At 40.9% G+C, this 12,036-nt stretch carries 14 protein-coding genes; 3 read left to right on the top strand and 11 right to left on the bottom strand.

From position 1 onward, the window contains the following. Nucleotides 1-265: 265 nt before the first annotated feature. The 11 genes from HY805_10980 to HY805_10930 form a co-directional block, all read right to left on the bottom strand. Nucleotides 266-820: a CDP-alcohol phosphatidyltransferase family protein gene (locus HY805_10980; protein ID MBI4824730.1), complete on the bottom strand. Its 555-nt coding sequence runs from the start codon at nucleotides 818-820 to the stop codon at nucleotides 266-268. Further along, the gene (locus HY805_10975; GenBank protein MBI4824729.1) at nucleotides 817-1,914 is read right to left on the bottom strand and encodes an inositol-3-phosphate synthase; all 1,098 of its coding nucleotides are present in this window, start codon (nucleotides 1,912-1,914) and stop codon (nucleotides 817-819) included. Before HY805_10975 ends, HY805_10980 begins: the two co-directional genes overlap by 4 nt. A gap of 12 nt (nucleotides 1,915-1,926) precedes the next feature. Next, nucleotides 1,927-2,409, bottom strand: coding sequence for a transcriptional repressor NrdR (nrdR, locus tag HY805_10970; protein ID MBI4824728.1), 483 nt, complete (start codon nucleotides 2,407-2,409; stop codon nucleotides 1,927-1,929). A 1-nt stretch (nucleotide 2,410) separates the two neighbouring features. Further along, nucleotides 2,411-3,655 carry a serine hydroxymethyltransferase gene (locus tag HY805_10965; protein ID MBI4824727.1) on the bottom strand — a complete coding sequence of 415 codons (1,245 nt, stop codon included), beginning with the start codon at nucleotides 3,653-3,655 and terminating at the stop codon, nucleotides 2,411-2,413. Then, nucleotides 3,642-4,106 carry a ribose 5-phosphate isomerase B gene (gene rpiB, locus HY805_10960; GenBank protein ID MBI4824726.1) on the bottom strand — a complete coding sequence of 155 codons (465 nt, stop codon included), beginning with the start codon at nucleotides 4,104-4,106 and terminating at the stop codon, nucleotides 3,642-3,644. The genes HY805_10965 and rpiB overlap by 14 nt, the downstream gene beginning before the upstream one ends. Nucleotides 4,107-4,164: 58 nt before the next feature. Further along, complete coding sequence (gene vanZ / locus HY805_10955; GenBank protein MBI4824725.1) at nucleotides 4,165-4,500, bottom strand: VanZ family protein; 336 nt, start codon at nucleotides 4,498-4,500, stop codon at nucleotides 4,165-4,167. Further along, the gene (gene rsmI / locus HY805_10950; protein ID MBI4824724.1) at nucleotides 4,497-5,342 is read right to left on the bottom strand and encodes a 16S rRNA (cytidine(1402)-2'-O)-methyltransferase; all 846 of its coding nucleotides are present in this window, start codon (nucleotides 5,340-5,342) and stop codon (nucleotides 4,497-4,499) included. The genes vanZ and rsmI overlap by 4 nt, the downstream gene beginning before the upstream one ends. A gap of 36 nt (nucleotides 5,343-5,378) precedes the next feature. Beyond that, nucleotides 5,379-6,005 (bottom strand): sulfurtransferase-like selenium metabolism protein YedF, encoded by a 627-nt coding sequence (yedF, locus tag HY805_10945; protein MBI4824723.1) that lies wholly within the window; start codon nucleotides 6,003-6,005, stop codon nucleotides 5,379-5,381. After that, complete coding sequence (locus HY805_10940) at nucleotides 6,005-6,292, bottom strand: hypothetical protein (GenBank protein ID MBI4824722.1); 288 nt, start codon at nucleotides 6,290-6,292, stop codon at nucleotides 6,005-6,007. Before HY805_10940 ends, yedF begins: the two co-directional genes overlap by 1 nt. A gap of 1 nt (nucleotide 6,293) precedes the next feature. Further along, complete coding sequence (locus tag HY805_10935; protein ID MBI4824721.1) at nucleotides 6,294-8,024, bottom strand: NAD+ synthase; 1,731 nt, start codon at nucleotides 8,022-8,024, stop codon at nucleotides 6,294-6,296. Between the two features lie 72 nt (nucleotides 8,025-8,096). After that, nucleotides 8,097-8,384 carry a hypothetical protein gene (locus tag HY805_10930; protein ID MBI4824720.1) on the bottom strand — a complete coding sequence of 96 codons (288 nt, stop codon included), beginning with the start codon at nucleotides 8,382-8,384 and terminating at the stop codon, nucleotides 8,097-8,099. Between HY805_10930 and HY805_10925 the strand changes: the two genes are divergently transcribed. The 3 genes from HY805_10925 to HY805_10915 are packed head-to-tail and all read left to right on the top strand — an operon-like array spanning nucleotide 8,383 to nucleotide 12,005. Continuing rightward, the gene (locus HY805_10925; GenBank protein ID MBI4824719.1) at nucleotides 8,383-9,957 is read left to right on the top strand and encodes an N-6 DNA methylase; all 1,575 of its coding nucleotides are present in this window, start codon (nucleotides 8,383-8,385) and stop codon (nucleotides 9,955-9,957) included. The two genes, HY805_10930 and HY805_10925, sit on opposite strands and share 2 nt — an antisense overlap. Further along, nucleotides 9,941-10,546 carry a hypothetical protein gene (locus HY805_10920; protein ID MBI4824718.1) on the top strand — a complete coding sequence of 202 codons (606 nt, stop codon included), beginning with the start codon at nucleotides 9,941-9,943 and terminating at the stop codon, nucleotides 10,544-10,546. Before HY805_10925 ends, HY805_10920 begins: the two co-directional genes overlap by 17 nt. 16 nt (nucleotides 10,547-10,562) lie before the next feature. Next, nucleotides 10,563-12,005, top strand: coding sequence for an ATP-binding protein (locus tag HY805_10915; GenBank protein ID MBI4824717.1), 1,443 nt, complete (start codon nucleotides 10,563-10,565; stop codon nucleotides 12,003-12,005). The last annotated feature ends 31 nt before the right edge of the window (nucleotides 12,006-12,036 follow it).

Genomic DNA, 12,036 nt, shown 5'->3' with positions numbered 1-12,036 from the left:
TTGTCAAGTAAAAAATGAACTATGGTTTTCTTTTCCCTCTCCCCTTGCGGGAGAGGGCTGGGGTGAGGGGGATATAACTTGTTTCATATGTCCTGAACCCATACAGTTCCCTTGACGGGAAGGAGGCGGATGCTTAATATAATGCAACCGGAGTCCTTTCTACTTCAAGGAAAAGGAGGGATAACGTCGTGTTGGACATTTAGCCAATGGATACCCTTGTGGAAAGAAGCGGGATTAGTTTTTGTCAAGCCAATTTGGAAATGTCTTATTGTCTTTTTAAAACATAATAAATCCTCTGAAGCACTGTGAAGTGGGTAAGGGAAAACATAACCCAAAGGGTTGGCACAATCCATCCCGTAAGACATCCAAACGACAAAAGCAAAATTCTCTCTGGCCTTTCCATTATGCCAACCTTGCAGTCTTTTCCCAATCCCTCTGCCCTTGCCCTCGTGTAGCTTACAAGGAATGCACCTATCATCGAGCCCAAACTAAGGAGAACGCCTTCGAGGTCTTCCCTGAGATACCATGCCAGTCCTGAAAACACAAACGCATCGGAGTATCTGTCAAGCACAGAGTCAAGATATGCTCCAGAGGCAGTGACCCTTTGATTTACCCTCGCAACTATGCCATCGAGCATATCGAAAAGCCCTGCAAGAAGTATCGTCAGCCCACCTAAGAAGAGGTCAAATGAAAGTAGCCCGCCAGCCATGCCAGAAAGCAGAAATCCAACTATTGTCAGGATATTGGGGTTAATGTTAAGTCTTTTGGCTAATGGCTTTAAGTATCTGTCGAGGCTATGTCCCCATCTTCCTGCTATCACCTTTTTCTTTTCCCGGAAATAAACTCCTCAACCATCCTTTTTGCTATATCGTCAGGAAACTGTGAAGGCGGATGCTTCATGAAATAAGAAGATGGAGATATGAGGGCACCACCGATATGCCTGTCAAGTGCAAGCTTACAGCACCTTATTGCATCTATAACGACACCTGCGCTATTTGGAGAATCCTCCACAGACAGCCTTAGCTCTAAGTTTACCGGAATATTGCCAAACCCCCTGCCATCGATTCTCAAGAAACACACCTTGTTATCGTTAAGCCATGGTATGTAATCCGATGGACCTACATGAATCTGATTTTCATCGAGAGGCTCGTTTATCAGGCACTGAATTGCCTTTGTCTTTGAGAGCTTTTTTGAAGAGAGCCTGCTTCTGTTGAGCATGTTTAAGAAATCCGTATTCCCGCCTACATTTAACTGATATGTTCTATCGATTTTAACGCCTCTATCGATGAAGAGCTTTGCAAGCGCCCTGTGAATTATGGTAGCACCTAACTGGCTTTTTACATCGTCTCCTATTATCGGAATGCCTGCATCTTCAAACCTTTCCTGCCATTTCCTGTTGGATGCAATAAAGACAGGCACACAGTTTATGAAGGCAACGCCTGCCTTGAGGCATGCCTCTGCATAGAATGCAGTGGCTTTTTCAGAGCCTACAGGCAGGTAATTAAGGAGCATATGAGCACCTGACTTTTTGAGAACATCTACCACATCGCATGACTTTCTGTCTGAGACAACGAACCTTCTTTCAGTCGGATAATCAGCCATATGGGATGAAACGCCATCGAGCACCTCTGCCATCTGGACCTTTACATTGTCCAATACATCTAACTTGAATACCTTTGTGCAGTTAGGCTCCTCGAATATGGCGGATTTAAGTGGTTTCCCAACCTTTCTTTTATCTATGTCAAATGCAGAAACGACCTCTATGTCTTTAACCCTGTATCCGCCTATTTCATAATGCATAAGTCCTAATGGACTCAAATGTCCCTTTATTTGGCTATAATATCCAATACCCTGAATCAAAGAGCTTGCACAGTTTCCAATACCTGCAATCGCAAGTTTTATCTTATTGCCCATAGCAGTCCTGCCTTATCTACCTTCCTGCTTTTTAGTTTTACCTTTTTGCTCAAACAGTGTTTTAACCTCATCCATAAACTCAAAGGCATCCTTGAAGTCCCTGTAAACAGAGGCAAACCTCACATATGCGACCTTATCGAGATCTTTAAGCGAAGACATAACCTCATCTCCGATGCGTGAGCTTGGGATTTCCTTTTCGCCTAAGCTCAGGAGCTTTTTCTCGATCTGGTTAGCAACCGACTCTCTGATTTCGACTGGAATGGGTCTTTTCTCGCATGCCTTCTCAAGCCCATGAAGGATTTTTTGTCTGTCAAATGGCTCCCGTCTGCCATCCTTTTTAATCACCATTGGATGGACCTCCTCGATTCTCTCGTATGAGGTGAAACGCTTTTCGCATTTCAGGCATTCCCTTCTTCTACGAATCACATCGCCGTCTTTGCCTGCTCGTGAGTCTATCACCTTGTCTTCGATATGTCCGCAAAAAGGGCACTTCATATCATAGCTCCCGATATATTGGAAATTCTCTGCAGAGCTTTGCTGTCTTTGCCTTAATCTCTGCCTTCACCGATTCGTTATTTTTATTTTTGATAGCAATATCTATCATCTCTGCAATTTCTGCCATTTCGTTTTCAGACATCCCTCTGGTAGTAACCGATGGCGTGCCTATCCTTATACCGCTTGTAATGGCAGGAGGCCTCTCATCGAATGGAATCGGGTTTTTATTGACAGTGATTCCAATCTTATCGAGTATGTCCTCTACCTCTTTTCCCGTGATATCGTTATTTGTAAGGTCGATAAGCATCAGGTGATTATCCGTGCCATTGGAGATGACCTTAAAGCCCCTTGTCATCATTTCCTCTGCAAGCCTTTTTGCATTTCTTATGACAGATTCCTGATATTGCCTGAATGAAGGCAGAAGGGCTTCTTTGAATGCAACTGCCTTTGCGGCTATGATATGAACAAGCGGGCCTCCCTGTATGCCGGGGAATATCATCCTGTCTATTGCCTTTGCGTATTCAGCCCTGCACATGATTACCCCGCCCCTTGGTCCCCTTAAGGTTTTATGAGTTGTGGTTGTCACAAAATCAGCGTAAGGCAGAGGTGTGGGATGAAGCCCTCCTGCAATAATGCCTGCTATGTGGGCTATGTCAGCAGTAAGATATGCATTCACTTTCTTTGCTATATCACTGAATGCCTTAAAGTCTATTGTCCTTGAATAGGCGCTTGCACCTGCAAGGAGCATCTTTGGTCTGTGCTTAAGTGCAAGCCTTTCTACCTCATCGTAATCTATGTATCCGTCTTTATCGACACCGTATGATATGTTCTTATAAAGCATCCCCGAGAAATTCACAGGCGCACCGTGAGACAGATGTCCGCCATGACTCAGGCTCATTCCCAATATAGTGTCACCGGGCTTAAGAAAGGCAAAATACACTGCCATATTCGCCTGTGTGCCTGAATGTGGCTGAACATTTACATGCTCTGCGGAGAAAAGCTCTTTTGCCCTTTCGATTGCAATGTTTTCGACTATATCTGCATATTCGCATCCTGCGTAGTATCTTTTTGACGGATAGCCTTCTGCATACTTATTGGTAAATATAGAGCCTTGCGCCTCTAAAACCGCCTTGCTTGCATAGTTTTCAGAGGCTATGAGGACAATCTTTTCCCTTTCCCTGTTTATCTCTTTCTCGATTGCCTCATAAACCTCTGGGTCTATGAGTTTAAGCTCATTCAGGCTCATAAGTTCTTTTTGCCTTTTCCTCGATAAGGCTGATTTTCTTAAGCCTCTGAAGGTGTCTTCCGCTTTCAAAGGGAGTTTCAAACCATACCTTTGCAATCTCTCTCGCAAGACCCTTTCCAACGATTCTTCCGCCTATGACGAGTATGTTTGCATCGTTATGAAGCCTGCTCATCTTTGCGGTAAATAGGTCGTTACAAAGAGATGCCCTTATGCGTGGAAATTTATTTGCCACAATTGACATGCCTATCCCTGTTCCGCATATTAAAACCCCCCGCTCAAACATGCCTTTCGAGACTGCCTCTGCCACCTTCTCTCCGAAATCAGGATAATCTACGGATTCAGGGGTGCTTGTGCCCATGTCTACCAGCTCGACCCCCATATCCTTAAGGAGACCGCTTATTTCCTCTTTCATCTCAATGCCTGCGTGGTCACATCCGATTGCGACTTTCATCCTCACCTCAGGCTGTTATGATAAATAAAAATTCGCTATCGAGTCAAGGAAAGAAGTCTCATCTTCCTCTCCTTTTGACTGCAATAAACACTGCCGATGAAATCGCTCCTGCTATGTTTGAAACCACATCTGAAACGGAAAACCTTCTCGATGCCGTAATAACCTGCTGTATGACCTCCATCAAAAGCCCATACCCTGCTGACAGCAAAACCGATACGACAAGGGCACTGAGAAGCCGCATCCTTCTTATAAGGAATGTGAAAAAAAGTGCGCATGTGATGGCATAGACGATAAAATGAATCGCCTCATCCCTGTAAGGGACCCCTGCGCCTCCCTTAAATGGATACACTGAAAGAACAAATACAACCGAAAGCCATATGATGACAGTCTTCATCTTAGAAGACTCTTTTCGTAAAGCTCATTTTTACTTATACCGTATTCTCTGGCAACTGTTTTTACAGCCTCTTTTCTTCCCATGCCCTTCTTGATTAATGCCATTACCTCAGAGAGTGCCTCACCGAAGGATACCTCTTTTATCTTTCTGCCTTCAACGATAATGACATACTCGCCTGCTATGGTTTTTTCCTGAATGGATGCCCTTAGCTCAGGGATACTTCCATGCATTGCCTCCTCATGGAGCTTTGTTATCTCCTTTATCACAACTGCCATCCTGCTTCCAAATATCTCCTCTATATCAGCAAGTGTCTCAAGAAGCCTATGAGGCGCCTCATAGAAAACCAATGTCCTTTTCTCTAAGCTCAGGTCTTTCAATGCCTTTACCCTTTGTGTCCTCTTTGAGGGCAGAAACCCTATGAATGTAAACCCTCCAACAGGCATCCCTGACACAGACAGCGCGGCTATGAGTGCTGATGGCCCTGGCACAGGGACAACTAAAATACCGCTATCTAATGCCTTTCTGACGAGCACCCCTCCTGGGTCTGAAATTGCAGGTGTGCCTGAATCGGAGATGAGTGCAACCGATTGGCCTAAATTAAGCCTCTTCATGACCTCCTCTGATTTGACCTTTTCCCTTTCAGCCCAGTAGCTTATCAAAGGCTTTCCTTTGATTTCATAGTGGCTAAGGAGCTTAAGAGAATGTCTTGTATCCTCCACTGCAATGACATCTACCTCTTTAAGCACCCTTAAAGCCCTCAGGGTTATGTCCTCAAGATTTCCAATTGGCGTTGCTACTATGTAGAGGGTTCCTTTCAAAGGATAAGGCTTCCTCCCTTCAATGTCCCTTGATACTCTAAAAGATGGAAAAGAGCCGTATCAAATCCATACGACCTTTCTAAATTCCTTTATGCCTTCCACTATGTGGTTTGTCGTTCCTCTGAAACCAACCTTTAGTTCAGCCTCAAGACCATAGTGCTTAAGGCATGTCCCACAAGAGAATATCTCCACACCCATTGCCTCTATGTCTTTAAGAATAGGGATAATCTCGGTGTCTTTTGTCGTAAGCATCACTCCTCTGTTTAAAAAGAATATTGTATTAGGAATCTCTTTCGTTACTTTCATTGTATCGAAAAACCCTTTCATAAGCACACTACCAATGTCGTCTTCCTTTCCCATGGTATCTGTGCCTATGACAAGGAGTATGCCTTTGTCTTCGGCTTTTTCCTGCTTTAAGAGCCTCTTTATGCTTTTTAAGATTCCCTCTTTTGGCTTTCCTGAATAAGGGGTTTTTGTAATCTTAAGCTCCCAGTAGTCTTTGTGTTTCGTGCTCTCTACCTTCATGCCTGATTTTTTTGCAAGCCTCTCTACATTATAGTTTGAAGGACTGTTTAGAAGGACAATCAAGACTCCTTCTTTTATGAGATTAAGTTCTTCCTCTGTCTTTTTCTGTGGCTCAGGACACCTGAGGCCTCTAAGGTCTAATATCTTCTGGTGCTCTCCCATCACTTATCTTTTGAATTCCCGAATGCCTTTCTAAATCTTCTATCTGCCTTTATGATTTCATCTATATCGTTGTTGTCGCCTGTAATATCCCATGAATACTCTCCGTCTTTATGCCGCTCAACCTTAACCCTCACAGGCCTTTTGGGCTTTACACCTGCAATCTCGGTGTTTGTCTTAAACTGAAACGCCTCATCTTCTTCCTCTGAGAAGGCAGGCGAGATGTATATAAGGGATACTACTACAAGGGTAAAAAGCAAAACCTTAGCCACTTTAATCATGCCGTTCATCTTAAACCCTCCTGTATTTATTAGTAATCGGAAATCGTCTGTCTTTTCCGAATGCCTTAGGTGTTATCTTGATTCCAGGAGGCGATTGCCTTCTTTTATATTCGGACCTGTCTATCATAGAGACGACCTTTCTGGCACACTCCTCCTCGCACCCCATGGAAAGGATTTCCTCAAAGCTTCTTTCCTCCTCTATATATGCCTTAAGGATTGGGTCAAGCACAGGGTAAGGAGGAAGTGTATCGGTGTCTTTCTGGTCAGGCTTAAGCTCTGCCGAGGGCTCTTTATAGAGAACCCTTTCTGGTATCAAAACTGCATGCCTGTTTAGCCATTTTGCAAGCTCATATACCATGGTCTTTGGCACATCCTTTATAACTGCAAAACCTCCTGCCATGTCTCCATAAAGGGTGGCATAGCCAACAGACATCTCCGACTTATTGCCTGTTGTAAGGACAAGCATTCCAAACTTATTCGAAAATGCCATAAGGATATTTCCCCTCACTCTTGCCTGAATGTTCTCCTCAGTTACATCTGACGGAAGACCTTTAAATTCAGGGCTTAGTGTATCGAGGTAACTTTTGAGAATACTGTCAATTGGAATCTCTATAATCTTGATGCCTAAGTTTTTGACAAGCCCATAGGAATCCTCCCTGCTTTCGGAAGATGTGTACTTAGATGGCATAAAGAGGCAGGTCACATTTTCAGCTCCGAGTGCATCCACTGCTATGGCAGAGACGACTGCCGAGTCGATGCCTCCGCTTAAGCCAATCAGGACTCCCTTGAAATCGTTCTTCCTCACATAATCGGACACACCTAAAACAAGGGCATTATAGACCTCCTCTATAGGCTCCATAACCTTAATCTCCCTTTGAGGAAGGGGCTTTCTCTTCTTTCTAACAGGGGCAGAAACATGGGGAATGGGTATTGTTTTTATATCGTTGCCTTCAAGTGACAGTACCTGCTGTCTTCTTCTTGGGTCATGAAGTCTCCGCATAAAGACTGCATCTAAGTCAAGGTCAATAACTATAAGTTCTTCCTCAAACTGCCTGCCCTTTGCTATCGTCTGTCCCATTTCATTGATAACGAGGCTTTCTCCGTCAAAGACCAGTTCATCCTGTCCGCCAACTGTATTAAGGTATGCCACTAAAACTGCGCTGTCAGATGCCCTCGTTGAAAGCATCTGCTCTCTGAACCTTGCCTTGCCCATTGTATAGGGTGAGGCATTGATATTAATGATTACCTCTGCGCCCATAAGTGCCTGAGTCCTCGTAGGTCCCTCTGGATACCATATGTCCTCGCAGATATTAACACCAACGATGGCATCTCCGACCTGATAGACCGTATGTCTCGTTCCTGCCTGAAAATACCTCTGCTCGTCAAAAACACCGTAGTTTGGAAGATATATCTTATGGTATACATCGATTAAGGTCTTTTGGGAGATAATCCCTGCTGCATTGTATATATCGGTCTTTCTGTCAACAAAGCCCATAACTACAACAATGCCCTCTGTATTTTCTCTTATCGTATCTAATCCCTTGAGGTTATCCGAGATAAACTGGGGCTTAAGAAGGAGGTCCTCTGGAGGATAGCCTGTGACTGAAAGCTCAGGGAATGCAACTACTTCTGCACTATAGTCCTTTGCCTCTTTGATATATCGTAGTATCTTTTTGACATTGCCCTCTATGTCGCCAACAGTTGGGTTTATCTGAGCAAGGGCAAGACGCAAGGTCTTCATGAATTAATAATAATTAAAAGGCAACTCATTGTAAAGATAAATTAACTGTTTACTCGATAATGCCACCAGCTATTATATGGCGTGAGCTTTCGGAGAAACCTTGCACCGAGTGCGTTTAGATAGTTTATTTAGAGCTATGTTGTCTTTAAGGAGGGCATAACTTTGTGCAGCTGGCTCAAAGGCAAGCACATGGAGCCCCTCATAGCCTTTGAAGGCATTACCCACAGTCACTGCGAATGTGCCGAGGTCTGCCCCTATGTCTAAAAATAGAATCCTCTTACCATCTCCTGCCAGCCCCGAGAGAAGCTCAAGCAAGTAGTCTATATCCCTTCTTTTAAAAGCAGGCGATACATTGGACATGTCCGCTGTGTGCGGTCTTATCTTAGAAGAAAAAACTTCTATAACTTCGTTCTTTTCTGATAAACTACTAAAACCGATGGGCAAGGATATTCTTAGTAAGGGCGATATAATGAGTCCAAACCAGCAATCACTTTTTGTTATCAAAGGAATTAAATCTCTAAGACATAGAAACAGAAAGAATTATAATCAATACTTTACACCTGAATTTGCAGTTGAAAAGGCATTATCGCTTGTCCCAACAACAGATATTAAAAACATAATTGACCCTGCTGTCGGCAATGGCGTATTCCTCAAAATTGCATCACTGAAATGGAAGCGTGCAAAATTATTTGGGGTGGATATAGACCCATTAGTGATTCATACTCTTAAAAAAACAGCTTTGTCAAACTCAGTGATCTTTGCAGGTAACAGCTTATTAGAAGCGACATGGGAGAAAACCAAGATAAATAAGATTATTTCAGATGGAGGATTTGACCTTGTTGTAGGGAATCCGCCTTTCAGTAGCTGGTTTCAGAGAATAGAATCAAAAGAGATATTATCTACTTACGATTTAGCTAAAAACAATGGGCATCTAAGAAAAAGTCTGGCAGTTGAAATACTCTTTACAGAAAAATTTATAAGCTTAACAAAAAATGGAGGCTTTATTGTAGTTATCCTTCCTGATGGTGTCCTCTCCAACCTTAAATATCAATATGTAAGAGAATTTATTTTAAAAAATACACAGGTTTTACACATCATTAATCTGCCCCGAAATGTATTTGAAGACACATCAGCTAAAACAAGCATTCTTATTTTAAATAAACAAAAAAAGAATAATTTAAACTATTCTGTAAAAGCACATGATTTAGAAAAAACTGGAGAGGTCAATAATACAATAAAGGTTTTAGCAAAAGACTTATTAAAGCGGATGGATTACTACTATTACTATAATCTACAAAAAAGTCATTTACAAGAGTTGATGGGTGATGAGATGGTCAAACCGTTAAAAGATTTTGCAATCTATTGTAAAACAGGAAGAACGGTTTATGGAAAAGAAAGGAGGTTTATTAAGAAAGGTTTAAGATTTTTACATTCTACAAATATCACAAAAATAGGCACCGATTATAAAAAAGATGAAAAATTTATTAAACCTAAAAGTAGTATGGACATTAAAGGTGCATACATAAAAGCAGGTGATATTCTCATTGTGCGAGTTGGGGATGGATGTGTGGGTAGAACAGCCATCGTTGCAGAACAAAAAGATATAGGGGTTGTCTCTGATTGTATCTTTATACTTAGAGTAAAAGGAATATCGCCATTTTATGTGACTATATTTTTAAAAACAAGATTTGGAAAAGATTGGTTTAAAATAAATAAACACGGTTCGGCAACAACTTGCATAAACAGGAATGAAATTCTGTCAATTCCTATTCCAGTGCTCAATAAAAATATTCAGAAGGCAATTGGAATCAGATATAAAAAAATAATTAGAAGGTCAAATAATGGTAACAAAGACAATTTTAAAGCTTACCAGCAATTTGAACAATTAATAAAGGATACAGAGGCTGAAATTATCAATGGCAAGAGCATTTAACGAAAAAACTTATCTTTCAACTGCTATAGACAAACTAACTATTTTTGCAGTTTTGAACTTAACGGAAAAGGGTGAAGAATGTGCTTTTGAAAGACTTGTAAAAGAATGTTTTGACCTTTTCCCAAAACGTTTCTGTTTAAGACGTTACAGTCAATGGCCTGATAGCAACAGAGTATATTTGTCTATGATACGGTGCAGAGTTAATGGATGGCTTGTGGGTAAGGAAAAAAGCGGATTCAAAATTACAGAGTTTGGGAAAGAAGTTGCTCAAGATGTTCGTAGTCAATTAGCCCGTGACATTCCGACAATGAAAAGTCGCAAAATGACAAGTAAAAAGCCAAGAGAACGAGGCGAGGCTATAATAAGTTTTATTAAAAAAAGCAAAGCATTTACAAAATTTATAAATAATAAAGATACTTTCAATATCTCCGAAGGAGAACTTAGAGAGATGCTCGGTGCGACAAGAGAAACGCCGATAAGAATTTTAAAACAAAATATAGAGTATTATTGGAATGTTTGCAAAGGTTATAAAGAGAAAGAATTGTTAGAATTTTTGGGAGTTTGTAGAAAAATGTTTAAGTTGGGTTAAAAAGGAGGACGCACTGATGAATAATACCATTTTTAGTGAACACAGAAAACTTCGTATAGAAGACTGGATCGTCAAACAGATGAGTCTTGGAACTATTCGGAGTTTTCCGGATGCTATTGTAGAATTGGTAACCAACTGTGATGACAGTTATAAAAGACTTGAGGAAGAAAAAATTAGCTGTCATGGTGAAATCAAAATTTCCATTCTGAGATTGAAAGGTGGCATATGCAAAGAATTAGTGGCAATTGATTTTGCAGAAGGAATGGATAGAAATCAGCTTGAAAAAGCACTCAGTTTTGGTGGGGAAACAAGCGGTTTTGAAAGAGGTAAAAGTGTAAGAGGTCTTTTTGGTAGGGGACTCAAAGAGACGATTATTGCATTAGGTAAGGGGACTATTTATACTATCAGAGATAATAAATTATCTATTGCAGAACTCTGGTGGGATGAAACTGAAAGAAGTGCAAAATATAAAATTACTACCGAGAGTTATGTTCCATCTCCAGAGGCAAGAAGAAAAATTGGTATTCAAGAGAATGGAACGCATGTTAAGATTTTTGTTACTAATCCAAAAATTAAATGCCCAGATTATAAGACAATTAAGTCTCAATTGTGTAATCATTTTGCTTTGAGAGACATAAGCTCCTCTTCTAATAGAAAAGTCCAATTGGTATTCGAATCACCAGAAAAAGCTGAATTGAAGCAAACCACAAGCATTTTATATGAAAAACCTGAAGGGGAAGAGATACTTACTAAATCCGTTACACTCCCTAATTTTGGTGATGAGGTTAGAATAAAAGTTTTTGAAAGCGATTCAGAATTAGAAAGTCCGTATAATAATCCTTTTTTTATATCATGTTTATTGATAAAAAGCAGAGGTGCTATTCTTGATAATCAGCTATTTAAGTTTTCAACTGAAAAAGCAGGGTGGTATTTTTTTGGCGAGGTTATTTGTGATGGGATTTACGAAAAAGTTAGGCAAGGGGATTATGGTCTGATTGATCCAAACAGAGGCGGAATTGAGTGGAAGCACCAAGATTGCCAAATTCTGCAAAATGAAATAGAAAAAATTTTACAACCTTTCATTGAAAAGAAAAGAGAAGAATTATCAAAGGGCAAACCACAGGTAAAAGTATCAGAGAAAACCAAAAAAATGCTCCAGAGAATATGTCAATTATTAAATAAATTCGCAAAACTTGAACTTGAAAAAGAGCCGATAATAGAAGATATAGGAGATGAAGAAATTAAGGATATTATGATAAAACCGCCAAAGGCAAATATCGAAGTAGATAAAGAAAGATGGTTTTCCGTGTATATCCCACTTAAACAAATAGGAATTACTCCAAATGTAAGACGCCAGTTCAATGAGGAAGTGCAACACTTGGGGCTACGAAGGAGTTACCCTAAGTGTTTATGGAGAGACGATATAAGCAACTTAATTTGGAAGAGAGGGACAGGATAACGGAGTTGAAGGCAAGGGGTTTTAGCCTGAG

The sequence above is a fragment of the Nitrospirota bacterium genome, assembly GCA_016207905.1.
GTDB lineage: Bacteria > Nitrospirota > Thermodesulfovibrionia > Thermodesulfovibrionales > JdFR-86 > JACQZC01.
The sequence above is the reverse complement of the archived record's forward strand: the minus strand, read 5'-3'. Positions and strand labels throughout refer to the sequence as shown.

Coding starts and splice junctions, on each gene's coding strand:
- HY805_10975 (MBI4824729.1), bottom strand. CDS start 1,914: ATGGGCAATAAGATAAAACTTGCGATTGCAGGTATTGGAAACTGTGCA.
- nrdR (MBI4824728.1), bottom strand. CDS start 2,409: ATGAAGTGCCCTTTTTGCGGACATATCGAAGACAAGGTGATAGACTCA.
- HY805_10965 (MBI4824727.1), bottom strand. CDS start 3,655: ATGAGCCTGAATGAGCTTAAACTCATAGACCCAGAGGTTTATGAGGCA.
- rpiB (MBI4824726.1), bottom strand. CDS start 4,106: ATGAAAGTCGCAATCGGATGTGACCACGCAGGCATTGAGATGAAAGAG.
- vanZ (MBI4824725.1), bottom strand. CDS start 4,500: ATGAAGACTGTCATCATATGGCTTTCGGTTGTATTTGTTCTTTCAGTG.
- yedF (MBI4824723.1), bottom strand. CDS start 6,005: ATGGGAGAGCACCAGAAGATATTAGACCTTAGAGGCCTCAGGTGTCCT.
- HY805_10940 (MBI4824722.1), bottom strand. CDS start 6,292: ATGAACGGCATGATTAAAGTGGCTAAGGTTTTGCTTTTTACCCTTGTA.
- HY805_10935 (MBI4824721.1), bottom strand. CDS start 8,024: ATGAAGACCTTGCGTCTTGCCCTTGCTCAGATAAACCCAACTGTTGGC.
- HY805_10925 (MBI4824719.1), top strand. CDS start 8,383: ATGTCCGCTGTGTGCGGTCTTATCTTAGAAGAAAAAACTTCTATAACT.
- HY805_10930 (MBI4824720.1), bottom strand. CDS start 8,384: ATGTCCAATGTATCGCCTGCTTTTAAAAGAAGGGATATAGACTACTTG.
- HY805_10920 (MBI4824718.1), top strand. CDS start 9,941: ATGGCAAGAGCATTTAACGAAAAAACTTATCTTTCAACTGCTATAGAC.
- HY805_10915 (MBI4824717.1), top strand. CDS start 10,563: ATGAATAATACCATTTTTAGTGAACACAGAAAACTTCGTATAGAAGAC.